Below are 25,481 nucleotides of genomic sequence, written 5' to 3' on the forward strand. Positions count from 1 at the left end.
CTACTCGCCGTCGGAGCCCAGCGGGCGGATCTCCGAATCGGGTTCGCCGCCCTGGAGCCTGCGGCGGTTGTTCTTCCAGGTCTTCACCGCGCGGGCGGTGTAGTCGGTCAGCGCCGCCACCGTCGCGACGTCACCGAGCAGTTGGAGGACCAGCTCGACGTCGGGTCCCAGCCGCCCCTTGGGCCCGTCGGTGCTGGTCCGCTCCTCGATGCGCAACTGCGCGTCGGACAGCAGTCGTTCCAGCGGCTCGTCCCGCTCCAGCCATGCCCGCAAGGCTCTGACATCGTCCACGGTCGCGCCGTCACCCAGCCGGACGCGTACGCCTAAGACAGCCACTTCGTCCCCCTCTGTCATACGCGACATCATGACACCGGGTCAGGCCGCGGGGGCAGACCTTTGACGCAAACCGCGCAAGAGCCCGCACACGCTCTTCACGCCGCACGCCCCCGGCGCACGGGTGCTCAGCCCTGGGTCTGGAGCTGGCGGAGCTGACGCTGGACGTGATCGAGCGCCCCTTCGCGCCGCCCGGGCACCCGCCCCCGCAGCTCGGCGAGCGCGATCCCCAGGTCACGGGCCTGCGCGGAGTCGGCTATCTGTCCCCACTGGTGGTGGGCCCGGTCGACGGCCGACTCGACGGCGGGCGCGTCCACCGCCTGCCCGGCGTGCAGCCGGGCGGTGGCCACCGACAGCCAGGTGCGGCAGCTGCGGGCCGCGTCCCCGGCGAACATCGCCAGGTCGGCCCGGACCTCGGACCAGTGCAGGGCCTCTTCGGAGGCGGGTCCGTACGCGGCCACGGCGGCCTGCTCGTGCCGGGCGGCGAGCGCGTCCGCGTCCCCGTGGCGGCCGGACTGGACGGCGGCGGTGATGGCGGTGTGCGGATCGCCGGACACCGGCCCCTGCGCGCTGATGACGATGTCCCGGCCGGCGCTCTCCTGCGCGATCCGGGCCAGCGCCTGCTGGTGCAGCTGCTCCGGCGGCGGGCGGAAGCCGCTGCGCAGGATCGTCGCCACGGCCTTCATGTACGCCGGTGCCGCCACCGAGCGCCGGGACGGCGGTGGTGCGATACGCCCGTGGACGGCGGTGCCCCGGCCCGAGTCCAGGGGGGTGCTCCGCAGCAGCTCCCAGGCCTCGGGGTCCGCGTGCAGGTCGAGCACGAGCGTGGTGGCCCCGGCGGGTCTGAGGCGCAGCTCCTCCCGGAACCAGTGCCAGGGGAAGGCCGTGTAGCGCACGGTGGGGGCCGTGGTGCGGGCCAGCGCGAGATGCGGCAGGCGCTGTTTGCGGTCGAGCTGGAGCTGTCCGGTGACGTAGACGGTGAGCGGGCCGGGGGCCGTGGCGGCGGCGCGCAGCCGGGTGAGGACGGCCTGCGGCTCCAGCGGGTCGGCGAGTTCGACGACGTTCGCGGTGTCCGTGCCGGACAGCACCGCGGGCGGTACGGCGGCGAGGACGGGGAGCACGGAGGCGGCGTCCACCAGGCGCCCCTTGCCGAGCGGCGAGGCCGCCAGCAGCAGCACGGTTCCGGGCATCTCTTCCCCTCCCCCGGTCGATCACGTACGGCAGCACCGTAACCTCTGCGGCTGCAAAGGGGGCGGTCAGGACCGCAAACGTCCGCCTTCGGGTGGTTCGCCCCCGACTTGCCAGCGGCCCCGCGCAGGTGTGCCCTGGTAGGCAGGGGCAGGGAGAGAGGAGCACTCTCATGGCTCATGCGGCACCCGCCTCACGCGAGGTGGCCCTGCGCCACCGCACGCCCGATGTCTTCAGCCCACGCGCCCACGCCATGGCGAAGATCGCGGTGCCCATCGCCCTCGGGCTCGTCTACGGCTACTGGGCCGCGGCCAACCGGCGCTACGGCGGGCCCATCACGGGCTGGAACCTGCTGTTCGGCTTCGTCACCGCGCTCGTGTTCGCCGTACTGTTCGCCGCCGTGTGGCAACTCGGGCCGAAGCTGCGACGCGAACTGCACGCGGCGCTCTGGTTCGCCTTCACGGGCAGTGCGACCGGCTTCCTCATCAGCCAGTCCAACCTGTCCGTGCTGTGGTCCATGTGGCTGGGCCTGGCGGCCGGGGCGGGCGTCCTGCTGACCATGTTCTACCGCTACTACACGCACGAGGACGCCACGGGCCACCGCATCGGCTGACCGGGCCCGGTCCGTCCCGCGCGTGTGCCCGTACGGCCGATTGCAGTCACCCCGCGCGCGGGGCGGGCCCGGGGCGGCTTGCCTGGAAGGGTGCCCGAGCGCGACCGGGCGCCCGTACCCGAGAAGGCGCCCCCACGACCACGGAACGCCCTGTCGGCCGTTCTGCTGGCCCTCGCGTGCCTGCTCACGCCGTTCGGGGCGCTCGCGTCCTGGGCGGCGCACGGGCTGACCGACACCGGCCGCTACGTGCGCACCATGGCGCCGCTCGCAGCCGACCCGGACGTGCGGCTCGCGGTCGCGGACGCCGTCGGGAACGGCATCATGCGGGAGGCCGGGCACGACCTCGGCACCGGCTCCCTGCACGGCGCTCTCGGGCCCTTCGTGCACGACGCGGCGCGCTCCTTCACGCGCACCGAGGCGTTCCGCGCCGCCTGGGACGCGGCGAACCAGGCCGTGCACGCCGCCGTGCTGCACGCCCTGCGCGACGACGAGGAGCGGACGGCCCCGGTCACCGTCGACCTCGCCCCGGTCGTCGCCCGGATCAAACGCCAACTCGAAGCCGACCACGTGTCGTTCGCCCACCGCATCCCGGTCACCCACGCCCGGGTCCCGGTGCTCCCGGCCGGGGACGTGGACCGACTGCGCAGGGGATACCACGTGCTGGACACCGCCGCCTTCTGGCTGCCGCTCACCGCCGCCGTGCTGGCCGTCGCCGGGATCGCCGTCGCCGCCTGCCGCCGCCGCGCGGTCACCGCCCTCGGCCTCGGCACGGCCCTGGGCGGCGCTCTGCTGGTCCTCGCCGTCGCGATCGGCCGCCGCCTGACCCTCGCCGACCTGCCCGACGCGCTCCACCGCCCGGCCGTGGGCGCGGTCTACGACGCCCTGACGACCACCCTGCGCACCGTGTCCTGGCTGCTGCTCGCCCTCGGCCTGACGGTCGCGCTCGGCTCGTGGCTCACAGGCCGGTGCCTCGCCGCGCGGCGACGCAGCCGAGCGTCCGCAGCGCCCGCCGCAGATCCCCCTCCGGAGCCGACGCGAGCCCGAGCCTGACGGCGGAGCCCGGCCCACGACACCCCCCGACCACCCCGCACCCGCGTCCCGGCCACTGCCCGCCCTCGGCCTCACGGCAGCACTCACCCCCCGGCTCACCGACCGCCCCCTCGCCGCGCGGCGACGCAGCCGAGCGTCCGCAGCGCCCGCCGCAGATCCCCCTCCGGAGCCGACGCGAGCCCGAGCCTGACGGCGGAGCTCGGCCCACGACACCCCCGACCACCCCGCACCCGCGTCCCGGCCACTGCCCGCCCTCGGCCTCATGGCAGCACTCACCCCCCGGCTCACCGACCGCCCCCTCGCCGCGCGGCGACGCAGCCGAGCGTCCGCAGCGCCCGCCGCAGATCCCCCTCCGGAGCCGACGCGAGCCCGAGCCTGACGGCGTCGGGCGTGTGGCCGGGGGAGACGGCGAAGGCGGGGCCGGGCGTGACGGCGATGCCGTGCGCGGCCGCGGCGGCCGTGAAGGTGTCGGCGCGCCATGGGGACGGCAGTTCCCACCAGGCGAAATAGGCGCGGGGATCGGACCGTACGGCGAAGCCGGCGAGTTCCTCGGCGAGGATCCGCTGCCGCCGCGCCGCGTCCGCCCGCTTGGCCTCCACCAGCCGCTCCACCGTCCCCTCCGACGCCCAGCGCACGGCCGCCTCCAGCGCGAACCGTGCCGCGCTCCACCCGCCCGACCGCACGGCGTCGGCGACGGCGGCGACCCGCTGCGGCGGCACCACGAGGAACCCGACGGTGAGCCCGGGCGCGACCCGCTTGGAGAGCCCGTCGACGACATGGGCGAGGGCCGGGGCATGGGCGGCGAGGGGATCGCCGGCCCCGTTCCGCTCCCCCGGGCCGTGCAGGAAGGACCAGATGCGGTCCTCCACGATCGGGAGGTCCAAGTGGTGGATGAGCTGGGCGAGTTGCAGCCGCCGCGTCCGGCTCGTCGTCAGGGACGTCGGATTGTGCAGCGTCGGCTGCACGTACAGGGCGGACAGGGGCGCCGAGCGGTGCGCGGCCGCGATGGCCTCCGGCAGCAGCCCGGCCCGGTCACCGGCCAGCGGCACCAGGGTGATGCCCAGCCGGGCCGCGATCTCCTTGACCAGCGGATACGTCAGCTGCTCCACCCCGACCCGGCCGCCCGGCCGGACCAGGGAGGCCAGGACGGCGGCGATGGCCTGACGGGCGTTGCCGGTGAACAGCAGCCGGTCCGGGGCGGGGCGCCAGCCGGGCGTGGTGAGGAGGGCGGCCGCGGCCTGACGGGCCTGCGGGGTGCCGGTGGCGGCGGCCGGCAGCAGGGCCTCGGCCAGCACGTCGGGGCGCAGCAGGGGCGCGAGGACTGGGGCGAGCAGCTCCGGCTGGCCGGGCGCGCTGGGGTAGTTGAGCTCCAGGTTGACCGGAGTGCCGGTCGGGCCGGGCTCGGCGAGCGCCTGCCCCGCCGGTCCTGTCGGTCCGGCCCGTACGAAGGTGCCGCGCCCGACCTCGCCGACGACCAGCCCGCGCCGGACGAGTTCGCTGTAGACCCGGCCCGCCGTCGACGGGGCGATGCCGCGCCGCCGCGCGAACGCCCGCTGCGGCGGCAGCCGTTGACCGGGCCGGAGCCGTCCGGTGGCGATGTCGTCGGCGATCCTGTCGGCGATGCGCCGGTAGTCACCCATCGGTCGGTCTCCCCCTTGGATTGCACCGAGAGCAAAGATCTTATTGTACCGAGTAGTTGGGCGGCCTAGGGTCGTCCTCATGGCACCCTTCCTCGCATACGAGGACAAAGGCCCCGAGACCGACCGGCAGCCGCTTGTCCCCAAGGTCCCCCTGGTTCTCGTCCACGGCCACCCCTTCGACCGCTCGATGTGGGCCCCGCAGCTCGAGACGTTCGCGGCGGACCGCCGGGTCATCGCCCCCGACCTGCGCGGCTACGGCGCCTCTCCGAACGCGCCCGCCGTCCCGGACTTCTCCGGATTCGCCCGGGACATCGAGGCCCTGCTGGACGAGCTGAAGGTGGAGTCGTTCGTCCTCGCGGGCCTGTCGATGGGCGGCCAGATCGCGATGGACTGCTACCGCCTGTTCCCCGAGCGCGTCAGCGGCCTGGTCCTCGCGGACACCTTCCCGTCGGCGGAGACCCCCGAGGGCGTCCGCACTCGCGACGCCATGGCGGACCGTCTCCTGGCGGAGGGCATGCGCGGCTACGCCGACGAGGTCCTGGAGCGGATGGTCGCCCCCTACGCCTCCGACGGGGTCAAGGCCCACGTCCACCGCATGATGACCGCCACCGCCCCCGAGGGCGCCGCGGCGGCCCTGCGCGCCCGCGCCCGCCGCCCCGGCTACGACGATCTGCTGACCCGCGTCCGCGTCCCGGCCCTGGTCGTCGTGGGAGCGGACGACACCTTCACCCCGGTCTCCGACGCCCTGGCCATGCACACGGCCCTGCCGGACTCGGCGCTGCACATCATCGACGGCGCGGCCCACATGCCGAACCTGGAACGCCCGGCCGTCTTCGACCAGGCACTGGCGGAACTCCTGGCCCGCGTCGACGCACGGCAACCTTCCCCCGCCCCACCCCGTCCTTGAGGGAGGATGCGGGCGAACCACCCCGCGAACGGAAGGCCGGCCATTGAACACCGCCGCTGCCGAACGGACCGCCACCGACGACGGGCCGGAACACGATCCGCCCGGGCGGCGATTCGGCGCGGGGTTCGCCTTCCTGCTGCTCGCGGGGGTGAGCGTGGTCGTGGGCTTCCGCACCGCCGACAGCGACGGCGTCACACCCGTCCCGCAGCTCCTCGCCTTCCTCCCCTGGCTGCTCGCGCCCACCGGCCTGGCGCTGCTGCTCACCCTGCGCTCCCGCTGGTGGCTGGGAACGGCCTGGGGAGTGGCCGTGCTCGGCCTGCTGGCCTGGTTCATCGAGCCGTACGGCAAGGTCGACGACCCCGCCGGCCGCCCGGTCGCCGATCTGCGCGTGCTGACCTCGAACGTCGAGTTCGGGCAGGGCACCGGCTCCCTGATCGCCGCCGTACGCCGCGAGAAACCGGACATCATCTTCGTACAGGAGTGCGAGTACGCGTGTGACGAGCGGCTGCGGAAGGACCTCTCCCAGGACTATCCGCACCGCAGCGCCGTCGAGGGCGGCGGCTCCGAGGGCTCCGTCATCCTCAGCCGCTTCCCGCTCCGGCCCACCGACGGGGTCCCCGCCACCATGGGCATGCCCGGGGCGGTCGCCGACGTGGACGGAAACGCCGTACGGCTCCAGCTCGCCCACCCCATGCCCCCGCTGCCCGGGCAGGTCGACCTCTGGAAGCGGGAACTCGGCGCCCTGCGCGCCGCGGCCGTCACCGACCGGGGCACCCCGCTCGTCCTGGCCGGCGACTTCAACGCCTCCCAGGACCACGCCGTCTTCCGCCGCATCCTCGACACCGGCCTGCGCGACGCCGCCCGCCTGGACGGCGCCGACCGCACGGCCACCTGGCCGGCCCGGACCGCCCCGACGCTCGGCGCCCAGATCGACCATGTGCTGGTGTCGCGGGACTTCGCGGCCCGCGACACCCGCGTACTGAAGCTGTCCGACACGGACCACCGGTCGGTGATCACCGACCTGACGCTGCACCGGCGGCCCGGGAGCGGCTCTTAACGGCCGGACTTCTCCAGGGCCTTGTCCAGGGCCTTGTCCATCGCCGCCGCGAGACCGTTGGCCCACAGCTGGTTCACCCGGGCCCGCTCGGCGGCGTTCGGGTTGGCGTTGGTGCAGGACGTACCGGGCCCGCCACCGGACATCAGCTCGCTGCACGGACCCGAGTAGTGGTCGGGCAGACCGAGGACGTGACCGGTCTCGTGCGCGGTGACCCGCGTGGAGTTGTACTGCTGGTTCTGCCGGTAGTCGAGGAAGATGTAGCCGTTGCCGTGCCCGTCGGTCGAGGCGTAGGAGCCCCGGGAGTCATTCCCCTCTCTGTAGCTGAAGTCGGCGGACGACGCGGAGCCGGACTGGAGCTTCACGTTCGACACCGCGCCGTTCCATATCTGGGTGCTGCGCGCTATCTGGGAGCTGAACGTGGGCGCGCGGGACGCGTCGTAGACGACGGTGACGGCGGCGGTGGCACTCGGGCTCGCGGCACGCTTCTCGGCGACCGACTCCAGGACGGCCTGGAAGAAGGCCTTGCTGGCGTCCGATTCGGCGGACTTGGCGACGTACCCGGCGTGCGGCGCGGCTACCGGGGCCGGGGTCGCCGGGGCCGGGGCCGCCGCGGCGGGAGCGGCCGTACCGAAGCCGACCGTCGCGAGGCCGAGACCTAGAACCGCCAGTGTGGACATGGACTTTCGCATCGAGACTCCTTGGTGGGGGTTTGAGTCGTCACCGGTGAGTCTCGGCGCCTGTGCGTCGCCTGTGATGATGGCAACCAGCGATAGGACGGAGCTATTGGCTGCCCAATTCACATGCTTTAGCGCTGAATTATGTGGCTGGTTAGCAACGCGATTCCGCTTTAGCCTCACGGAGCATGGAGCTCGAGGTGAGGCACCTCCGCGCGCTGTGCGCCATCGCCGACACCGGCAGTCTGCACCGCGCCGCCCGGCACCTGGGCGTCGCCCAGCCGTCGTTGAGCACACAACTGCGCCGCATCGAGCAGGAGCTGGGCGGCCCGCTGTTCCTGCGCGCCCACACCGGCTGCCGCCCCACCCCGCTGGGCCGCCTGGTCCTGAGCCGCGCCCGTCCGCTGCTGGCCGAGATGCAGCTCCTGGTGGTCGAGGCGAGGGCGGCGGCGGGCGGCGGCACCGAGCTCCGTATCGGCTCCACCGCCAGCAAGGCCCTGGCGGGCTGGCTGCGCCGCCTGCGCGCCCATGGCCAGAATCCCACCCTCCATATGAACGTCTCCGCGAACGCCCTGCTCCGCATGGTCCTGGACGGCCAGCTCGACGTCGCCTTCGTGCACGAGGTGGAGGGCTGCCCGCTGCGCATCCCCCCGGAACTCCGGCTGCGCGTCCTGGTCGAGCGCGAGCCGCAGTTCGTGTCGCTGCCCGTCGACCATCCGGCGGCCTCGAAACCCGAGGTCGACCTGCGCGACCTGGCCGGCGACCGCTGGATGATCGACCCCACGGTCGACGGCGAATGGGACGCCGTCCAGCGGATGTTCCGCGCCGCCGACGTCAGCCCGCGCGTGCTGCACGGCGACTACCACACGGCCGACGCCCTGGTCGCGACCGGCGAGGTGGTCACCGTGTGCCAGCCGACCCGCACCCCCCGCCCCGACATGGCGGTACGCCGCCTCAAAGGCGACCCGCTCGGCGTACGGCTGCTCGTCGCGGCCCGTACGGAGACGGCCCTGGCCGGCGTCTGCCCCGCGCTGGAGGAGGCCTACGGGGAGGTGGCGCGGCAGGCACCGGCGTACCGGGAATGGCTGGAACGAGCGCCTCAGGGCACCGCGCGACTGCTCGGTTCACGGCGGCCGGCACCCGACGGCCCTCGCAGACCGCCGAGCCCGGCCCTCCCCTGATCTCTCCGCTGATCTCTCCGCGTGCCGGGTCAGACGCCGATGTCGCCGCCGTCCGCGCGCCACACGGCCACGACCGCCGGACGGACGTACTTCCCGGGCCCGTCGGGCCAGGTGCTGGCGGGCTTCTCCACGGTCGCGCCGTCGATCTCGCCCGGGTGCTGCACGGCGACGAGCACGCGCCGGTCCTGGATGATCGGGCCGCAGGTCTCGGCGCCCTTCGGCACGGTCAGGAACTGCTTGAGCTCACCGCGCCGCTCACCCCGGGTCGCCACGCCGAACAGGCCGTCGTGCGAGCCGAGCTGGGCGCCGTCGGTGGACATCCACAGGTTGCCGTAGGGGTCGAAGGCGACGTTGTCCGGGCAGGAGATCGGGCTGACGCCGTCCTTCGGGAACCCGGCAAAGTAGGTCGCCGGGTCCTCCGGGTCACCGGCGACCAGGAACAGCGACCAGGCGAACTTGGTGCTCTCGGGCCGGTTCCAGCGCTCGGTGAGCTCCAGCACGTGACCGTGCTTGTTGGCGTGGCGCGGGTTGGCCTCGTCCGCCTTGGCGTTGGAGCCGACACCGCGGTTGGTGTTGTTCGTCAGGGCGACGTACACCTTGCCGGTCACCGGGTTGGGCTCGATGTCCTCGGGCCGGTCCATCTTGGTGGCGCCCACCTTGTCACCGGCGAGCCGGGTGAAGACGAACACCTCCTCGGCGGTCATCCCGTCCACGTGCGAGACGGCGCCCTTCGCGGTGGCGGTGGCTAGCGGGATCCACTGCCCGCTCCCGTCGAACTCCCCGTCCTTCGGGAGCTTGCCCGTGCCGTCGATCTCGATGGCGGGGGAGTCGCCGGTGAGCTTGGCGACGTACAGCGTCCCCTCGTCGAGCAGCGAGAGGTTGTGCTCGCGCACGGCACGCGAGGACCCGTGGCGCATCCGCTTGCTGCCGACGAACTTGTAGAAGTAGTCGAACCGCTCGTCGTCACCGGAGTACACGACGGGCCGCCCGTCCCGCGTGAGCCGCACGGTCGCGGCCTCGTGCTTGAACCGCCCGAGCGCGGTGTGCTTGCGGGGCGTCGACTCCGGGTCGTACGGGTCGAACTCCACGACATACCCGAACCGGTGCACCTCGTTCGGCTCCTGGGCGACGTCGAACCGCTTGTCGAACCGCTCCCACTTGCGGTCGGTGGCCCCGGTCCCGACGCCGTACCGCTTGTCGGTGTCCCGGCTCGCGTTGCCGAAGTACTGGTTGAAGTTCTCCTCGCCGTGCAGGGTCGTGCCCCACGGGGTGACACCGCCCGAGCAGTTGTTGAGGGTGCCGAACACCTTGGTGCCGGTCGGGTCGGCGGAGGTCCGCACGAGCTTCGACCCGGCGACGGGCCCGGTCAGCCGGAACTCGGTGGTGACGGTGACGCGCCGGTTGAGCTGATGCCGGGACACGGGGGTCAGCTTGCCCGTCTTGCGGTCCCCCTCCACCACCACGGCGGACAGCCCGTGCGCGGCCCAGGCGATCTCGGCCTGCTCACGGGTGGGATGGGCGGAGTCGTACCCCCGGAACATCAGAATCTCGTCGGTGTACTCATGATTGGCGACGAGCAGCTGCCTGCCCCGCTCACCCGGCAGCGGCAGCAGGGCGAGAAAGTCGCAGTTGTACCCGAACTGCCCGGCCTGCGCCTTGGCGGTCTGCTTCTCCGGGTCGAAGGCGGGCGCCCCGCGCAGGATGGGCTCACCCCAGCGGATGACGACGTTCTGCCGGTACCCGTCCGGCACGGTCACGGCGTCGGTGGTGTTGGGCGCGACGGGCGCGAAGCGCAGCCCGCGCGCGCCCTTGTGTTTACGCCGGGCGGCGGTGGCGGCGGCGTCGGCTGCGGGGCCTTGCGCCGGTGCCGCGTTAGCAGGCTGCGCCTGCCCGAAGCCCACGGCCCCCGCCCCCGCGGCGCCCACGGTCACCACGGCCGCGGCCCGCATCATCGACCGGCGGCTGAGGGCGCCCGCGATCACATCACCGACGTACTCGTTGGAGCTGGTGTTGGGCACCTCGTGGAAGCAGGCGTCACCACACCGGAAACGACAGGTCATGGCGGACCGGCCGCCAGGGTGCGAATCGGACGGCGTTCCGATCAACGGCAGCAGCTTTCGCACTTTGCTCTCTCCTTGGATGCCCTTGGTGTCAGCGTGACCGTAGGAGTACATACGTGCGGGAGCCGGGCGCCTGGGTGAACTGCGGGTGAACCTGCGGCATCCGTGCGGCAGTTGCTTCGATTCTGCGGGGCGACACCGTCGCGGGCCGGATGTCCCCTTGACAGTCCGGGCCTCGCACACCCGACCCTGCCCAAGATCACACAGGAGGGCCGCTAACCTTACGTGTCCGTCCTGGCCAGGGATTGACGGCTTCACCTCACGCGAAGGGTTGCGCGCACATGGGCATTCTCACTCTCTTGCGGAACGCGTTCGGACGGTCACGCAAGTCACGGACCGCCGAGGCGGAGGGTGCGGCGCGGCCGACGACGACCCCGGAGGAACCGACGGCAACGCCGTCCCCCGACACCCCGCAGGTCCCCACCCAAGAGCCCCCCACCGCCTCCGGCGAACGCGCCACCCCCACCCCAACCGTCCCCGAACCCCGCACGTCGTCCCCCGACGAACACGACCTGGTCTCGGCGGCCTTCGACAATGTGCCGTCAGTCCCTAGGCCTGCGCGACCGGCGGACGCGGACGCGGAGGCGGACGCGGGGGTTGAGGAGCCGACGGTTGCGGAGAAGGCGGGGGTTGTCGAGGAACCGGCAGTCGTTGAGAAGCCGGCGGTTGTCGAGGAGCCGACGATCGCAGAGAAGGCTGGGGTCGTCGAGGAGTCGGCGGTTGCGGAGAAGCCCGCTGCTGTCGAGGAGCCCGCTGCTGTCGAGGAGCCTGCGGCCGTCGAGAAGCCGACGGTCGCCGAGGAGCCGACGGTCGCCGAGAAGGCTGAGGTCGTAGAGGAACCGACGGTCGCGGAGAAGCCTGCCGCTGTCGAGGAGCCTGCGGTCGCCGAGGAACCGGCGGTCGCTGAGAAGGCCGCGATCGTCGAGGAACCGACGGTGGCGGAGAAGGCCGCGATCGTCGAGGAGCCCGAGGGCACCGAGAAGCCGGTGGTCGCGGAGGAGCCCGAGGACGCCGGGGAGCCGGTGGCTGCGGAGGCTGCGGAGAAGGACGCGGTCGTGGAAGAGCCGACCGTCGCCGAGAAGCCGGTGGCCGCGGAGGTCGCAGAGGGCACGGCGGCCACCGAGGAGCCCGCGGTCGCGGAAGAACCGGCTGCTGCCGACGAGGCGGAAGCCGCAACACCGCCCGCTGCCGAGCCCGAGGCGGCTCCGGAGGAAGCAAAGCCGGAGAAGCCCGAGTCCCAGGACACGGCCTCGACCGAGGCGGCGCCCCAGACCGAGCCCGAAACCGTCGCGGACACCCAGCCCCCTGCCGAGCCCGAGGCGGTCTCCGACCCGAAGGCGGAGGCCAAGCCCGAGCCCGCCACAGCCCAGCCGAAGCCGGATGCGGAGCCGAAGGCGGAAGCGCCCGCGCAGCCGAAGCCGGAGCCCGAGCCGGAAGCGGAGCCGGAGCCGGAAGCGGAGCCCCAGGCGGAAGCGGAAGCCCCCGCACAGCCGAAGGCGCAGCCGGAGGCTGAGGCCAAGGCCGACGCACCCGCACCCGCCGACGGCGACTCCGCCCCACAGGGGCCACCCGCACCCGACAACGAAAGCAGCACGGGTGGTGCGGGTGGGAACAACTCGGCCGAAGGCGAAGCCGAGGCCGAGGGCGACGACACAACCCCCGCCCTCCCCCTCACCCGCGTAAAGTCCGCCGCCCCCGGCCTCACCACCGCCTACAAGGCCGCCACCACCACCCTCAAGACCCACAACCTCACCGGCACCCGAGCCAAGGTCTACCTCGTCCTCGACCGCTCCGCCTCCATGCGCCCGTACTACAAGGACGGCTCCGCCCAGGCCCTCGCCGAACAAACCCTCGCCCTCGCCACCCACCTCGACCCCGAGGCCACGGTCCAGGTCGTCTTCTTCTCCACCGAACTCGACGGCACCGGCGAGATCACCCTCACCGACCACGAGAACAAGATCGACACCCTGCACGCGGGCCTCGGCCGCATGGGCCGCACCAGCTACCACGCGGCGGTGGAAGCAGTCCTCGCCCACCACAGCAAGGAAGCGACCACCACCACCCCCGCCCTGGTGATCTTCCAGACGGACGGCGCCCCCGACGCCAAGACCCCCGCCACGAAGGCCCTCACCGACGCCGCGAAGTCCCACCCCACCGTCTTCTTCTCCTTCGTCGCCTTCGGCGACCCGGAGAACAAGGCCTTCGACTACCTCCGCAAGCTCAAGGCTCCCAACACGTCCCACTTCCTCGCCGGCGAAACCCCCCGCGAGCTCACGGACAAGGAGCTCTACGAGGGCGTACTGGCGAACTGGCGCCCGTAGACCCACACAGCCCCACCACACGCCGCCCGCTTCTCACCCCGTAAAAGGGGAGGCGGGCGGCGTACCCATGTCAGCTACGATTTCAAGGTTCCGTAGACGACCGAGACCACGAGATCGTCACCCCACGTAGCGACTTGGGAGCAGCCCGCGATGGCTCGACACCTCATCACCAGCGCCCTTCCGTACATCAACGGGATCAAGCACCTGGGCAACATGGTGGGGTCCATGCTCCCGGCAGACGTCTACTCGCGGTATCTGCGCCAGCGCGGCCACGAGGTCCTGTACATCTGCGCCACGGACGAGCACGGCACCCCGGCCGAGCTCGCCGCCAAGGAGCAGGGCATCCCCGTGGACGAGTTCTGCACCCAGGCCCACGACCAGCAGAAGGCGATCTACGACGGCTTCAACCTGGCCTTCGACTACTTCGGCCGCAGCTCCTCCCCGCAGAACCACGAGATCACCCAGGAGATCGCCCGCGAGCTGAAGGCGAACGGCTTCATCGAGGAGCGGGCGATCCGCCAGGTCTACTCGATCACCGACGGCCGCTTCCTCCCGGACCGCTACATCATCGGCACCTGCCCCCACTGCGGCTACGACAAGGCCCGCGGCGACCAGTGCGAGAACTGCACCCGCGTCCTGGACCCGACCGACCTGATCGACGCCCGCTCGGCGATCAGCGGCAGCAGCGAACTGGAGGTGCGCGAGACCAAGCACCTCTTCCTCCTCCAGTCCGTACTGGCCGGCGAGGTCGAGGCCTGGGTCGACGAGCGCGCCGACAACTGGCCGGTGCTGGCCTCCTCCATCGCCCGCAAGTGGCTCACCGAGGGCCTGCACGACCGCGCGATCACGCGTGACCTGGACTGGGGCGTCCCGGTCCCGGCCGACACCTGGCCCGACCTCGCCGCCGAGGGCAAGGTCTTCTACGTCTGGTTCGACGCCCCGATCGAGTACATCGGCGCGACGAAGGAGTGGGCCGACCAGGACCCGACCGGCAACCGCGACTGGCGCTCGTGGTGGTGGGAGTCGGACGCGGACGTCCACTACACGCAGTTCATGGGCAAGGACAACGTCCCCTTCCACAGCGTGATGTTCCCCGCGACCCTGCTGGGCACCCGCGCCCCGTGGAAGAGGGTCGACGTCATCAAGGCCTTCAACTGGCTGAACTACTACGGCGGCAAGTTCTCGACGTCGCAGCGCCGGGGCGTCTTCACCCACGACGCCCTCGAGATCCTGCCCGCCGACTACTGGCGCTACTTCATGATGGCGAACGCCCCCGAGTCGGACGACTCGTCGTTCACCTGGGAGCACTTCACGGCCACGGTCAACAAGGACCTCGCCGACACCCTCGGCAACTTCGTCAACCGCGTCCTGTCCTTCTCCCGCAAGCGCTTCGGCGACGAGGTCCCGGCGGGCGCCGAGCCGGGCGAGGCGGAGGCGAAGCTGGGCGAGGAGGTCGCCCGCCTGCTCGCGGAGTACGAGTCCCAGATGGAGGCCATCCAGTTCCGCAAGGCCGCGGCCGCGCTGCGCGCCCTGTGGTCGGCGGGCAACTCCTACCTGGAGGAGAAGGCCCCCTGGCTGGAGATCAAGACCAACCCGGAGGGCGCCGCGCTCACCCTCCGTACGGCGATGAACCTGATCCACCTCTACGCCGTGGTCTCCGAGCCGTTCATCCCGACCTCGGCGAAGACGATGCGCGAGGCGTTCTCCCTGGAGAACGACACCGCGACCTGGGTCACCGAGGACGAGGCGAAGTCCCTCACCTCGATCCCCGCCGGCACCCCCTTCACCATCCCCCCGGTCCTGTTCGCCAAGCTCACGGACGAGGACCTGGAGTCGTACAAGACCCGCTTCGGCGGCGAAGGCGAGTAGGTCGGGGCGTAACGGTCGTAACACGCTCGCTACAGCGCGGGGCCCGGGAGAACGAACACCTTCTCCCGGGCCCCGCGCTTTGCGAAGATCGCACAAAGCACGACCACCCGGCCACACCCGGCCACCGCCACACACCACGGGGGTTTCCATGGCACTCTTCGGCAACGCGCACACCGTAGACCCGGCCTCGGCCCAGCAGGACTACGCCCGCCTCCTCGGCCACGGCGAACAGGTCCACGCCGCGTACCTCCTCATCCGCGACACCATCCTCTTCACCGACCGCCGCCTGATCCTCATCGACAAGCAGGGCATCACCGGCAAGAAGGTCGAATACCACTCGGTCCCCTACCGCAGCATCACCCACTTCGCGGTGGAAACCGCCGGCACCTTCGACCTCGACGCCGAACTCAAGATCTGGCTCTCCGGCTCCCAGCTCCCCATCCAGAAAACCTTCACCAAGGGCGTCGACATCTACGAGGTCCAGGCCATCCTGACCCAGTTCGTGGCCCGCTAGCCCGCCTGCCCCGAGGACCCGCTTGATATATTGGCCAGAGACATATATCAAGCAGGTCTCGCGGGAGGTCGCATGTCCAGGACGCTGGTCGACATCGACGACGACATGCTGGCCTTCGCCCAGCAGCAGCTCGGAACCAAGACGAAGCGGGACACCATCAACCGCGCGCTGACGATAGCGGCGGCGATCAGCGCGGACGACCGGGCCCGGGCACTGCGCTGGCTCCAGGAGAACGCGGACGCGTTCCTCGACTTCGATGTCCTCGAAGAACGGGAGCGCTCGGGGTCGTGACCTACCTCGCTGACACCTCCGCCGTCTGGCGGCTGCTGCGCCGCCAGATCGGCGACCCTTGGCCCGACCGCGTGGCGCGGGGCCTCGTCGCCATCTGCCCACCGGTCGAGGCCGAGCTGATGCCCGGTCTTCGAACAGACCGCGACTACGAGCCGTTCTTCACCATGCTCGGCCAGACCTTCGCCTGGGTTCCCGCCCTCGACGACCCGTGGCCGAAGATCATCGCGGTACAGAGAGACCTGGTGAGCATCGGGCATCACCGCGGGCCTTCCCCCATCGACATCCTGATCGCGCTCACCGCCGAACACCACCGCCTCACCGTGCTCCACATGGACGACGACTTCGCCGCCATCGCGAAGGTCCGGCCCGACCTGTCGATGGTCCGGGCACAGCCGCAGACGGACTGACCCCGGATCAAGAAGGCGCCCGGGGTTACCCACACCCCGGGCGCCTCCGTGTCTCGGTGGTCAGCTCACAGCCGCCTCGCCCTTGACCCCTGTACGACCCCCGGAGCCCACCTGCGGCCCCCGGTTCGTGTGCCGTACGAACGCCACGCCCAGCACCGCCAGGATCGACGCCGCGGAGAGGGTGTAGAGGCCGCCGTTCGTGCTGCCCGTCGTGTCCTTCAGGTAGCCGAACAACGTCGGGGACACGAAGCCGCCCAGGTTGCCGATGGAGTTGACCAGGGCCAGGCCCGGTGCGGCGATCTTGAGGTCGAGGCCCGACTGGGCCATCGGCCAGAACAGGGTGGCCGCGCACTTGCCGCCGACCGCGGCCAGCGTGAGGGCGATGAGGCCGAACCAGGGGGAGCCGAGGGTGGCGAGGAAGGTGCCGATGGCGGAGAGGACCAGGGCGATCGCCAGGTAGGGGCGGCGGTCCGGGGCGCGGTCGGTGAAGTGGCTCATCGTGTACATCGCGATGACGGCACAGACCCAGGGGATCGCCGACAGCAGGCCGATCTGGAAGGGCGACAGTCCGCCGATCTCCTCCACCAGGCTCGGCAGCCAGAAGGTGATCGCGTACCCGGTGAGGGCCATCGCGAAGAAGACCGAGGTCAGGACAGCGACCTGTGGGTGGAAGATCAGCTTCCAGCGGGACACCGAGGGTGCCCGGTCGCGCGACTCCTTGTCCCGGGCCACCGCCTCGCTCAGCGCGTCCTTCTCCTCCTGCGTGAGCCACTTGGCGTCCTGGATCCGGGAGACGAGGAAGAACCCGGCGATGAAGCCGACCAGGATGGAGAAGGCGCCCTCCAGGGCGAACATCCAGCGCCAGCCGGCGATGCCGCCCGCGCCGTGCAGCTCCAGCAGCGCGCCGGTGATCGGGCCCGTCACGATGTACGCCGTCGCCGAGCCGCCCAGGAAGATCGCACTGGCCCGGCCCCGGCTGGAGTCCGGCAGCCACTGGGTGAAGTACAGGAGCACACCGGGGAAGAATCCGGCCTCCGCGACACCGAGCAGGAAGCGCAGCGAGTAGAACATCCACACGTTGTGGATGAAGCACATCGCCACGATCACCGCGCCCCAGGTGATCATGATCCGGGTCAGCCAGACCCGGGCCCCGAGCCGCTCCAGGAGCATGTTGCTCGGCACCTCGAACAAGGCGTACCCGATGAAGAACAGGCCCGCTCCGAGGCCGTAGGCGGTGGCGCTGACTCCGACGTCGGCCCGCAGTTCGTTCTGGACGAAGCCCACGTTCGTCCGGTCCATCTGGTTGACCAGCAGCATCAGGACCAGGATCGGCAGCATGCGGCGCAGGAACTTGCTCACCGCTCGCTGCTCGGCCTCGGGTATGGCGGTCGCGGCTTCTGACATCGTTGTCTCCCTCGATGTGCACATACGTGAACAGCAATCACGTACGCGTTCTCGAAGGGACCTTATGGAGGCCCGCCTTCCGGGTCAACGGATTGAGCAGAAGTACATGTATGTGAATGAGGGAATGGGGGGCGGACATCTCGTAGATGTCCGCCCCCCACCTGGGTCGGTCAGCCGGCGGACGCCGACGCCGACGCCGACGCACCCGGCTGCACCGCGTCATCCGTACCGTCGTGCGTCGCCTCCGGGTCCACCCCCATCGTGAGGGTGGCGACCACACCCTTGGCGATGGCGTTCTTCCGGTACTTGAGCTTCAGCAGCCCGCCCTCGGTCCCGTTGCCCGGGTAGATGGTGTCCTCGTCGAGGGTGGTGCGGGTCGTGGTGTTGGTGGAGTACGGCTCGGTCTCGGCGGAGGCCAGCACGGACGCCTCGTCGAAGAAGAGCTGACCGGTGTGGCAGGTGGTGCCGCCCTCGTAACCGGCCTTGGTCCAGGTGCCGTTGACATGCACCTTGGTGTGGATGTGCACACAGCGCCCCTGGTACCAGCCGGGGAAGACCGTACGGAACTCGACGACGCCCTGCTTGTCCGTGCGCCAGGTGCCGCGCAGATAGCGCTCGTCGTCGGTGGGCTCCTGATGGCCCCCGCCCCCGCCTCCACCGCCACCGTCCGGAGGCGGCCCCGTGGGCGTGCCGGTCGGCGTACCGGAAGGCGGCGTACCGCCACCCCCGCCGCCGCTGCCCATGTCCTCGTAACCCGAGTACACGCCCAGCGCGTTGCAGTGCCAGATGTCGACGGCGGCGTTCGCGAGGGGCTTGCAGGTGTCGGTGTCGATCACCTTGAGGCGCAGGGTGAGCGGGATGCCCTCCTGGTCCTCGGTGACGTCCCGGCGGAGCTTGTCCGCGTCGATGTAGTAGGGGCCCTCGGTGGTCTCGGAGGTCAGCTTGTAGCAGGCCTCGCCCGCGGCGGGCGTCTTCTTCGCCGCTCTCGGCTCCTCCCCGGCGAACGCGCCCGCCGCGAACGTACCGCCGACGCCCGCCGCCACCACCGCACCGGCGCCCGCGGCGACGACCTTACGGCGTGTCAGATCCCGTTTGTGTTTCGGCCCTTGGGCCGTTTCCTGTCCCGTCATGGGAAGGGAAGCTAGGGAGCGCGTCTGTCAGGAACCTGGGTAAGAGCTGGGTAGACGCCCTGGGTACGAAAGTGGCTCGGAACCGACGCCGGTTCCGAGCCACCTACGTGTTCACCGAAGGGCCCCGGAGGAGCCCTCGCGGTCCTACTTCGGCTGCGGCTTGCGCACCGACAGGTGCAGCTCCCTCAGCCGTGCCTCCTCCAGCTCCGTCGGCGCGCCCATCATCAGGTCCTGGGCGTTGCCGTTGAGCGGGAAGGAGATGGTCTCGCGGATGTTGGGCTCGTCGGCGAGCAGCATGACGATGCGGTCGACGCCCGGGGCGATGCCGCCGTGCGGCGGGGCGCCGAAGCGGAAGGCGCGCAGCATGCCGGCGAACTTCTCCTCGACCGTCTCACGGTCGTACCCGGCGATCTCGAAGGCCTTGAGCATGATCTCCGGCTCGTGGTTCCGGATCGCGCCGGAGGACAGCTCGACGCCGTTGCAGACGATGTCGTACTGCCAGCCCAGGACGTCCAGCGGGTCCTGGGTCTCCAGGGCCTCCAGACCGCCCTGCGGCATCGAGAAGGGGTTGTGCGAGAAGTCGATCGCGCCGCTCTCCTCGTCCTTCTCGTACATCGGGAAGTCGACGATCCAGCAGAAGCGGAAGACGCCCTCCTCGAAGTGCCCGGCGCGCTTGGCGGCCTCGACCCGCACCGCGCCCATGATCTTCGAGACCTCGTCGAACTCGCCCGCGCCGAAGAACACGGCGTGACCGGCGGCCAGGGACAGGCGCTTGGTCAGCTCGGCGACGTTCTCCTCGGTGAGGAACTTCGCGATCGGGCCGGACAGCGAGCCGTCCTCGGCGACGCGGACCCAGGCCAGGCCCTTGGCGCCCTGCGTGACGGCGAAGTCGCCGAGCTGGTCGAAGAACTTGCGGGGCTGCGCCGAGACGTCCGGCACCGGCAGGGCCCGCACGTGCTTGCCGGCGAACGCCTTGAACTCCGAGCCCTCGAAGATGTCGGTGATGTCGACGAGTTCGAGCTGGGCGCGCAGGTCCGGCTTGTCGGAGCCGTACTTCAGCATCGCCTCGCGGAACGGGATCCGCGGGAACGGCGAGGTGACGTGGCGTCCGCCGCCGAACTCCTCGAACAGCTCCGTCATCAGCTTCTCTACCGGCTGGAAGACGTCTTCCTGCTCGACGAAGCTCATCTCGACGTCGAGCTGGTAGAACTCGCCGGGCGAGCGGTCGGCGCGGGCGTCCTCGTCGCGGAAGCAGGGCGCGATCTGGAAGTAGCGGTCGAAGCCGGAGATCATCAGCAGCTGCTTGAACTGCTGGGGCGCCTGCGGAAGGGCGTAGAACTTGCCCGGGTGCAGACGGGACGGGACGACGAAGTCGCGGGCGCCCTCGGGGGAGGTCGCGGACAGGATCGGCGTCGCCATCTCGTTGAAGCCCAGCGCCGTCATCTTGTGCCGGATCGCCGAGATGACGGCGGTGCGCAGCATGATGTTGCGGTGCATGCGCTCGCGGCGCAGGTCCAGGAAGCGGTACTCCAGGCGCCGCTCCTCGTTGACGCCGTCCTCGGCGTTGATGGTGAAGGGCAGCGGGGCGGCGGCGCCGAGCAGCTCGACGTCGCCGACCTCGACCTCGATCTCACCGGTCGGGAGCTCGGGGTTGATGTTCTCCGCGCCGCGGGAGACGACCTTGCCGTCGATGCGGACGGTCGACTCCTTGGAGAGCTTGTCGAGAGCCTCGTAGGAGGGCGTGCCGGGACGGGCGACGAGCTGCGTGATGCCGTAGTGATCGCGCAGATCGATGAAGAGGATGCCGCCCAGGTCGCGCCGATTGTGCAGCCAGCCACTCAGCCGGACGTCGGTGCCGACGTCAGAGGAGCGGAGCTCGCCGCAGGTGTGGGACCTGTACCGATGCATCGTCGTTCATCCAGTCTTCGCTGCTCGGGGGCTGATCACGATCTGTGTTTCACGTGAAACTGGTCCCCAGCGTACCGGGCAGGCGAAGATCGGCTCTCCCGAGTTCTCCACAGTGTTCTGCACCGTGTTCTTCACGGTGCCCGTCACCGTTGTCGATCGAGCATGGTTCGGTCTTCGGTGGCAGTGGTCGACTCCCTCTTCTTAAAGTAGGCCAATGCGCACTGGCGAGCCCCTGCCCGCCGTGGGGGAGGCCCTCGCCGCCCTCGCGACCGGCCTCTGGCACTGGGACACCGCTACCGGGCTGGTCACGGTCGACGCCGAGGCGGCACGGTTGCTCGGGCTGCCCGCCGAGCAGGTCAGCCTCACGGAGGCTCAGGCCCGGGCCCGGCTGCACCCGGTCGACTGGAACGAGATCACCGGCGTGGTCCAGCTCGCCGTCGCCGAGGGCACCCTCGCCGAGGTGCGGATCCGCGTCATGGACGAGCAGGGCCGGATCGTCCGCATCGTCCGCAGCCGCTCCAAGCCGTCCTTCGACCGGGTCCACAAGGCGTACCGGCTGATCGGCACCCTCCAGGAGGTCACCGAGCCGACGCCGGGCACCGCGGCCGGGCGCAGCGCGGTCACCGGCGACTGGCGGCGCTCCCGGGAGGCGTTCCTGCTGGACGCGGGCCGGGCGCTGGCCGAGGCGCGCTCCACGCAGGAGGTACTGCGGGTCACGGCCAATCTGTCGATGCCGGGATTCTCGCCGGACGGCCTCGCGGTGTTCGGCGTGGCGGGCGACCGGCTGACGATCATCGGCCACCACGGGCAACAGATGGGCGACGACAGCCCGTTCTCGGACATGCCGCTGGACACGGACTATCCGGCCGCCGAGGCCGCGCGCACCGGCCGGGCCGTGTATCTGTCCTCCCCCGAGCAGTACAAGGCCCGCTATCCGCTGACCTGGCCGCTCGCCGAGCGCTTCGGCCGCCGGTCCTGGGCGTTCCTGCCGCTGACCGTGGCCGGCCGCACGATGGGCGCGTGGATGGCCGCCTTCACCTATCCGGTCGCCTTCACACCGGACGAGCGGTCCGTGCTGGCGACGGTGGCGCGGATGCTGGCGCAGGCCCTCACCCGGGCGGGCGTGGCCGAGAGCGAACGGGCACTGACCGACGGGCTCCAGCGCACCATGCTGCCGAGGCTCGGTTCGCAGCGCATCCCGGGCATGAGCGTGGCCGCCCGCTACGTCCCCACCGGCGGCGGACTCCAGGTCGGCGGCGACTGGTACGACGTGATCCCGCTGCCCAGCGGGCGATTCGCCCTGGTCATCGGCGATGTCCAGGGGCATGACGTTCACGCGGCCGGCCTCATGGGCCAGCTGCGGATCGCCCTGCGGGCCTACGCCTCGGAGGGCCACCGCCCGGACGCGGTGCTCTCCCGTGCCGCCCGCTTCCTGCACGGCATCAGCGACGAGGACCCGTCCGACCCGCGCTTCGCGACCTGCGTGTACGTCGAGGTCGACCCGGCGACGGGGGTGCTGGACATCGCCCGTGCCGGGCACCCGGACCCGGCGTTCCGCATGGCCGACGGCACGGTGCTGACCCGGCCGACGTCGGGCGGCCTGCCGCTCGGCATCGACCCGGACGCCGACTACCCCACGACCCGGCTGGCGCTGGAGCCCGGCGAGACCATGCTGATCTGCACGGACGGCCTGATCGAGACCGGCGGGCACGACCTGGACACCGGCTGGCGGCGGCTGCGCGTGATCCTGGAGGAGCACAAGGGCGACCTGGAGGAACTCGCCGACACCCTCGTACAGGCCGTGCACGGCCCGTCCTCGCACCACACCACCGGCCCGCTGGCCGACCGCCGCGAGGACGACATCGCCATGCTGCTGCTCAGCCGGGACGGCGACGGCTGCGGGTGCGGCGACACCATGACCCCGGTGCGCCCGGTACGACGTACGGTGCTGACGGTCGCGCAGGCCGAACCCGAGCGGGTCGGGGCGGCCCGCCAGCAACTGCGCGAGCTGCTGCACGACTGGTCCTCGCAGGACCAGGTCGACTCGGCCGTGCTGCTGCTGTCCGAGCTGCTGACGAACGTCCTCGTGCACACCGACTCCGACGCGCTGCTCGTCGCCGAGATCACCGGCGACGTGGGGGAGCGACGGCTGCGCATCGAAGTCACCGACGGCGGTGACGACCTGCCCCACAAGCGCAGCCCAGGCGAGCTGGCCTCCTCCGGCCGCGGCCTCATCCTCATCGAACTGCTCGCGCACGCCTGGGGGGTGGACCCCAGGGGCCAGGGCAAGAGCATCTGGTTCGAGCTCTACGAGTCGTCGTAGCCGACGAATCTCACTTTTCGTATCCAAGGCGTCACTGTGCGCGGCTACCGTTGACAGAATGACAGGTCGAACGGGGCCCCAGGGCAGGCAGTCCAACGAGCAGCGCTACGGCGACGAACTGCGCCGCAGACGCGAGACAGCGGGCCTGACCCAGGGCGAACTGGCCGAGATGGTCGTGTGCTCACCGTCCCTCATCGCCCACTACGAGGCCGGCCGCCGCACCCCCAACCCGGCGGACGCCAAGCGCCTGGACCAGGTGCTCGGCACGGACGGCTTCTTCGAACGCTGGCGAGACACCCTCGCCAAGGCCCGTTTCGCGGAACACTTCCAGGAGGCGGCGGAGGCGGAGCGGCTTGCTGTATTCATCGAGGAGTTCGCGGTCGCCTATGTGCCGGGGCTCTTGCAGACGAAGGCATACGCTCGGGCCGCGCTCAAGGTGGCCCGACCGAACAGCACGGCAGCCGACCTTGACAAGAAGGTCGCCAACCGCGTCGAGCGGGCTCGCATTCTGGAGAATCCGCAGAGCCCGACGGTCTGGATGATCCTGAGCGAGAACGTCATTCGGACGGTGGTCGGCGGCCCGGCCGTCATGGCCGAACAGCTCCGGCACATCGTGGAGTTGGGGCGCGCGGGCAGGATCATGGTGCAGGTGGTCCCATTCGGCGCAGGAGCCCACCCAGCCATGGGCAGCATGGTGAGCCTGATGCGTTTCTCCGACGCACCTGACATGGCGTACGTGGAGGCGCTGTACACCGGCTCCCTGACCGACGATCCGTCACTGGTCCGGCGGTACCGCGACGCTTACGATCTGGCTAGGGCCGCCGCGCTGCCGCCGGAGGCGTCCCTCGACCTGATCGCATCGGTGGCGAAGGACTACGACAACCATGAGCGCCCACCACATTCCTGACGCGTCGGCCCTCATCGCCTGGCGCAAGTCCACCCACAGCGGCCCCGACAACGGCGACTGCGTGGAGGTCGCCGACGCACGCCTCAACGCATCCACCCTGACCGGCTGGCGCAAGTCCAGCCACAGCGGCAGCGACAACGGCAGCTGCCTGGAGGTCGCCGACGGCCACCCGGACCTCACCCCCGTCCGCGACAGCAAGAACCCCACCGGCCCGGCACTGCTCTTCGGCACCACCGCGTGGTCGGCGTTCATCGAGGACGTGAAGGGCTGACGCGGTCGACTCTCGCGGACCATGTCCCCGCAGAGCACCGAGAGACTCTTGAGACAGTGACTGGAGGTCACGCTCTCAGCGTTCCCGCAAGTCGAGGTGGGCGGCGAGACATGAAAGTCGCCGATCTCCAGAGTCTGATCCGCTTGCTCAACGGCCTGACGGGACGTACTGGTTCTCCAGTGTTGAGAGTGTGCTTCAGAGACACGCTCTCGACGTGCCAGCAGGTCAGGAGGGGGCAGCGAGACATGAGCCTCGTGAATCTCCGGGGCCTGATCCGCTTCGTCAACGGTTGCACCAAGCCGGAGTTCCGCATGGCGCTCCGCGTTCATCGAGGGCGTGAAGGCTCACACCGTCGACAGAATCGATGCTTCTGTCCACGTACGGGTGAACATCCTTGCTATCGAGGTGAGTTGCACCTTCGTGGGCCTACGTTCCGACGCGGAGGTGATGCTCGATGAACGAGCAGAACAACTCGCGCAAAGACGCGATCGACATCAACGACTTCGTGTACGCGGCCACTGGGGCACGCGTGCGGAGGCTGACGATGCCGGACGGGACGCACTGGTTCCCCTCGGCGGATGTACTCAACGAGCTGGGGTACCGCAACCCTCGGAAAACTCTCGCGGACCATGTCCCCGCAGAGCACCGAGAGACGCTTGAGAGCGTAACTGGAGGATACTCTCTCAGCGTTCCCGCAGGTCGGGAGTGGCGGCGAGACATGAACGTCGTCGACCTCCAGGGCCTGATCCACTTGGTCAACGGATGCACCAAACCGTCGGCCAAGCCCTTCAAGACCTGGGTCTCCGAAGTCATCGCCACCATCCAGCGCGACGGCTCCTACTCCCTGGAACCGGCCCCGGTACAGCCCGCCGCCCCTACCGCCCCCACCGCCTACGCCGTACCGCCGCAGCTCGCCGACGCCCTCGTCCGGCTCGAAGAGCGGGCCTGCCGGACGGACGAAGCACTGCGGCGGATCGACACCAAGCAGAACGTGATCATCGAGTCGCTCCGGGACATCGCCCAGACCCTTCGGCGCTCCAATGACCGCGCCCGCCCGGTCCAGGCCCCGGAGCTGACACCGCAGCAGCTTCTGGCCAACTGGAAGGCCAGGAACCTCGTCGTCACCGAGGACGTCCACGCGGTGGCCGCCCACCTGGCGCCGGCGCTGCTGCACGGCGGCGCCGGTTACAGCGCGGAGGAGATCTCCGTCTGCACCGGCCTGTCGACCGACCGCGTCCACGACAGCCTTGAGCTGCTGTCCGAGCAGGAATGCGTACGACAGGTGGGACGCGCCCCGAACGGCGCCCCGTTCTACGTGCTGCCGTAGCGACACCGACAAGACAGGCCCGAAGTCGCAACTGGAACTTGCGGCT

22 protein-coding genes are annotated in these 25,481 nt (G+C 70.8%); 14 read left to right on the forward strand and 8 right to left on the reverse strand.

Annotation, left to right across the window (positions count from 1 at the left end; genetic code table 11):
- Together NNW99_RS18205 and NNW99_RS18210 are read right to left on the reverse strand one after the other, a co-directional pair.
- Positions 1-354: a hypothetical protein gene (locus NNW99_RS18205; protein ID WP_251057855.1), complete on the reverse strand. Its 354-nt coding sequence runs from the start codon at positions 352-354 to the stop codon at positions 1-3.
- A 107-nt stretch (positions 355-461) separates the two neighbouring features.
- Positions 462-1,523, reverse strand: coding sequence for a hypothetical protein (locus tag NNW99_RS18210; RefSeq protein ID WP_215120201.1), 1,062 nt, complete (start codon positions 1,521-1,523; stop codon positions 462-464).
- Positions 1,524-1,693: 170 nt separating this feature from the next.
- Here NNW99_RS18210 and NNW99_RS18215 point away from each other — a divergent pair, with 170 nt between their 5' ends.
- A complete protein-coding gene (locus NNW99_RS18215) occupies positions 1,694-2,134 on the forward strand; it encodes a hypothetical protein (RefSeq protein WP_215120202.1) in 441 nt (146 codons plus the stop codon).
- Between the two features lie 90 nt (positions 2,135-2,224).
- Positions 2,225-3,184, forward strand: coding sequence for a hypothetical protein (locus tag NNW99_RS18220; RefSeq protein ID WP_251057856.1), 960 nt, complete (start codon positions 2,225-2,227; stop codon positions 3,182-3,184).
- Between the two features lie 284 nt (positions 3,185-3,468).
- Here NNW99_RS18220 and NNW99_RS18225 read toward each other — a convergent pair whose 3' ends face one another.
- On the reverse strand, positions 3,469-4,824 hold the full coding sequence (locus NNW99_RS18225) for a PLP-dependent aminotransferase family protein (RefSeq protein ID WP_215120203.1): 1,356 nt from the start codon (positions 4,822-4,824) through the stop codon (positions 3,469-3,471).
- Positions 4,825-4,903: 79 nt separating this feature from the next.
- Between NNW99_RS18225 and NNW99_RS18230 the strand changes: the two genes are divergently transcribed.
- Both NNW99_RS18230 and NNW99_RS18235 read left to right on the forward strand, forming a co-directional pair.
- On the forward strand, positions 4,904-5,731 hold the full coding sequence (locus tag NNW99_RS18230) for an alpha/beta fold hydrolase (RefSeq protein WP_215120204.1): 828 nt from the start codon (positions 4,904-4,906) through the stop codon (positions 5,729-5,731).
- A 43-nt stretch (positions 5,732-5,774) separates the two neighbouring features.
- Complete coding sequence (locus NNW99_RS18235; RefSeq protein ID WP_215120205.1) at positions 5,775-6,788, forward strand: endonuclease/exonuclease/phosphatase family protein; 1,014 nt, start codon at positions 5,775-5,777, stop codon at positions 6,786-6,788.
- Here NNW99_RS18235 and snpA read toward each other — a convergent pair.
- Positions 6,785-7,477, reverse strand: coding sequence for a snapalysin (gene snpA / locus NNW99_RS18240; protein WP_215120206.1), 693 nt, complete (start codon positions 7,475-7,477; stop codon positions 6,785-6,787). The two genes, NNW99_RS18235 and snpA, sit on opposite strands and share 4 nt — an antisense overlap.
- Positions 7,478-7,650: 173 nt before the next feature.
- Between snpA and NNW99_RS18245 the strand changes: the two genes are divergently transcribed.
- Positions 7,651-8,643, forward strand: coding sequence for a LysR family transcriptional regulator (locus tag NNW99_RS18245; protein WP_215120207.1), 993 nt, complete (start codon positions 7,651-7,653; stop codon positions 8,641-8,643).
- Between the two features lie 29 nt (positions 8,644-8,672).
- Here NNW99_RS18245 and NNW99_RS18250 read toward each other — a convergent pair whose 3' ends face one another.
- Positions 8,673-10,766, reverse strand: a complete 2,094-nt coding sequence (locus NNW99_RS18250) for a PhoX family phosphatase (RefSeq protein WP_215120208.1) — start codon at positions 10,764-10,766, stop codon at positions 8,673-8,675.
- A 278-nt stretch (positions 10,767-11,044) separates the two neighbouring features.
- Here NNW99_RS18250 and NNW99_RS18255 point away from each other — a divergent pair, with 278 nt between their 5' ends.
- The 5 genes from NNW99_RS18255 (at position 11,045) to NNW99_RS18275 (ending at position 16,165) form a co-directional block, all read left to right on the forward strand.
- Positions 11,045-13,084, forward strand: coding sequence for a VWA domain-containing protein (locus tag NNW99_RS18255; RefSeq protein ID WP_215120209.1), 2,040 nt, complete (start codon positions 11,045-11,047; stop codon positions 13,082-13,084).
- Positions 13,085-13,234: 150 nt separating this feature from the next.
- Complete coding sequence (gene metG / locus NNW99_RS18260; RefSeq protein ID WP_215120210.1) at positions 13,235-14,953, forward strand: methionine--tRNA ligase; 1,719 nt, start codon at positions 13,235-13,237, stop codon at positions 14,951-14,953.
- A gap of 148 nt (positions 14,954-15,101) precedes the next feature.
- Positions 15,102-15,467 (forward strand): PH domain-containing protein, encoded by a 366-nt coding sequence (locus NNW99_RS18265; RefSeq protein WP_189727091.1) that lies wholly within the window; start codon positions 15,102-15,104, stop codon positions 15,465-15,467.
- A 72-nt stretch (positions 15,468-15,539) separates the two neighbouring features.
- On the forward strand, positions 15,540-15,758 hold the full coding sequence (locus NNW99_RS18270; protein WP_215120211.1) for a type II toxin-antitoxin system VapB family antitoxin: 219 nt from the start codon (positions 15,540-15,542) through the stop codon (positions 15,756-15,758).
- Entirely contained in the window at positions 15,755-16,165 is a 411-nt protein-coding gene (locus NNW99_RS18275; RefSeq protein ID WP_215120212.1) for a PIN domain nuclease, read from the forward strand. The genes NNW99_RS18270 and NNW99_RS18275 overlap by 4 nt, the downstream gene beginning before the upstream one ends.
- Positions 16,166-16,225: 60 nt before the next feature.
- Here NNW99_RS18275 and NNW99_RS18280 read toward each other — a convergent pair whose 3' ends face one another.
- From NNW99_RS18280 to aspS, 3 genes are all read right to left on the reverse strand, one after another.
- Positions 16,226-17,569 (reverse strand): MFS transporter, encoded by a 1,344-nt coding sequence (locus NNW99_RS18280; protein WP_215120213.1) that lies wholly within the window; start codon positions 17,567-17,569, stop codon positions 16,226-16,228.
- Positions 17,570-17,739: 170 nt separating this feature from the next.
- A complete protein-coding gene (locus NNW99_RS18285; RefSeq protein ID WP_215120214.1) occupies positions 17,740-18,699 on the reverse strand; it encodes an intradiol ring-cleavage dioxygenase in 960 nt (319 codons plus the stop codon).
- A gap of 144 nt (positions 18,700-18,843) precedes the next feature.
- Positions 18,844-20,607: an aspartate--tRNA ligase gene (gene aspS, locus NNW99_RS18290; RefSeq protein WP_215120215.1), complete on the reverse strand. Its 1,764-nt coding sequence runs from the start codon at positions 20,605-20,607 to the stop codon at positions 18,844-18,846.
- A 214-nt stretch (positions 20,608-20,821) separates the two neighbouring features.
- On the opposite strand from aspS, the gene NNW99_RS18295 reads away from it, so the two are divergent.
- From NNW99_RS18295 to NNW99_RS18315, 4 genes are all read left to right on the forward strand, one after another.
- Positions 20,822-22,930: a SpoIIE family protein phosphatase gene (locus NNW99_RS18295; RefSeq protein WP_215120216.1), complete on the forward strand. Its 2,109-nt coding sequence runs from the start codon at positions 20,822-20,824 to the stop codon at positions 22,928-22,930.
- Positions 22,931-22,988: 58 nt separating this feature from the next.
- Positions 22,989-23,837, forward strand: coding sequence for a helix-turn-helix transcriptional regulator (locus NNW99_RS18300; protein ID WP_215120217.1), 849 nt, complete (start codon positions 22,989-22,991; stop codon positions 23,835-23,837).
- Positions 23,815-24,108 (forward strand): DUF397 domain-containing protein, encoded by a 294-nt coding sequence (locus NNW99_RS18305; RefSeq protein ID WP_215120218.1) that lies wholly within the window; start codon positions 23,815-23,817, stop codon positions 24,106-24,108. Before NNW99_RS18300 ends, NNW99_RS18305 begins: the two co-directional genes overlap by 23 nt.
- Positions 24,109-24,652: 544 nt before the next feature.
- On the forward strand, positions 24,653-25,435 hold the full coding sequence (locus NNW99_RS18315; RefSeq protein WP_370869205.1) for a Bro-N domain-containing protein: 783 nt from the start codon (positions 24,653-24,655) through the stop codon (positions 25,433-25,435).
- Positions 25,436-25,481 lie beyond the last annotated feature (46 nt).

This window comes from Streptomyces sp. CRCS-T-1 (genome assembly GCF_024442335.1).
GTDB lineage: Bacteria > Actinomycetota > Actinomycetes > Streptomycetales > Streptomycetaceae > Streptomyces > Streptomyces koelreuteriae.

Excerpts from the sequence above, each read along its gene's own strand:
- NNW99_RS18265 (WP_189727091.1), top strand. The coding sequence starts at position 15,102 with ATGGCACTCTTCGGCAACGCGCACACCGTAGACCCGGCCTCGGCCCAG.
- NNW99_RS18300 (WP_215120217.1), top strand. The coding sequence starts at position 22,989 with ATGACAGGTCGAACGGGGCCCCAGGGCAGGCAGTCCAACGAGCAGCGC.
- aspS (WP_215120215.1), bottom strand. The coding sequence starts at position 20,607 with ATGCATCGGTACAGGTCCCACACCTGCGGCGAGCTCCGCTCCTCTGAC.
- NNW99_RS18245 (WP_215120207.1), top strand. The coding sequence starts at position 7,651 with ATGGAGCTCGAGGTGAGGCACCTCCGCGCGCTGTGCGCCATCGCCGAC.
- NNW99_RS18225 (WP_215120203.1), bottom strand. The coding sequence starts at position 4,824 with ATGGGTGACTACCGGCGCATCGCCGACAGGATCGCCGACGACATCGCC.
- NNW99_RS18230 (WP_215120204.1), top strand. The coding sequence starts at position 4,904 with ATGGCACCCTTCCTCGCATACGAGGACAAAGGCCCCGAGACCGACCGG.
- NNW99_RS18270 (WP_215120211.1), top strand. The coding sequence starts at position 15,540 with ATGTCCAGGACGCTGGTCGACATCGACGACGACATGCTGGCCTTCGCC.
- NNW99_RS18315 (WP_370869205.1), top strand. The coding sequence starts at position 24,653 with ATGCCGGACGGGACGCACTGGTTCCCCTCGGCGGATGTACTCAACGAG.
- metG (WP_215120210.1), top strand. The coding sequence starts at position 13,235 with ATGGCTCGACACCTCATCACCAGCGCCCTTCCGTACATCAACGGGATC.
- NNW99_RS18215 (WP_215120202.1), top strand. The coding sequence starts at position 1,694 with ATGGCTCATGCGGCACCCGCCTCACGCGAGGTGGCCCTGCGCCACCGC.
- NNW99_RS18280 (WP_215120213.1), bottom strand. The coding sequence starts at position 17,569 with ATGTCAGAAGCCGCGACCGCCATACCCGAGGCCGAGCAGCGAGCGGTG.
- NNW99_RS18255 (WP_215120209.1), top strand. The coding sequence starts at position 11,045 with ATGGGCATTCTCACTCTCTTGCGGAACGCGTTCGGACGGTCACGCAAG.
- snpA (WP_215120206.1), bottom strand. The coding sequence starts at position 7,477 with ATGCGAAAGTCCATGTCCACACTGGCGGTTCTAGGTCTCGGCCTCGCG.
- NNW99_RS18205 (WP_251057855.1), bottom strand. The coding sequence starts at position 354 with ATGACAGAGGGGGACGAAGTGGCTGTCTTAGGCGTACGCGTCCGGCTG.
- NNW99_RS18210 (WP_215120201.1), bottom strand. The coding sequence starts at position 1,523 with ATGCCCGGAACCGTGCTGCTGCTGGCGGCCTCGCCGCTCGGCAAGGGG.
- NNW99_RS18305 (WP_215120218.1), top strand. The coding sequence starts at position 23,815 with ATGAGCGCCCACCACATTCCTGACGCGTCGGCCCTCATCGCCTGGCGC.
- NNW99_RS18295 (WP_215120216.1), top strand. The coding sequence starts at position 20,822 with ATGCGCACTGGCGAGCCCCTGCCCGCCGTGGGGGAGGCCCTCGCCGCC.
- NNW99_RS18285 (WP_215120214.1), bottom strand. The coding sequence starts at position 18,699 with ATGACGGGACAGGAAACGGCCCAAGGGCCGAAACACAAACGGGATCTG.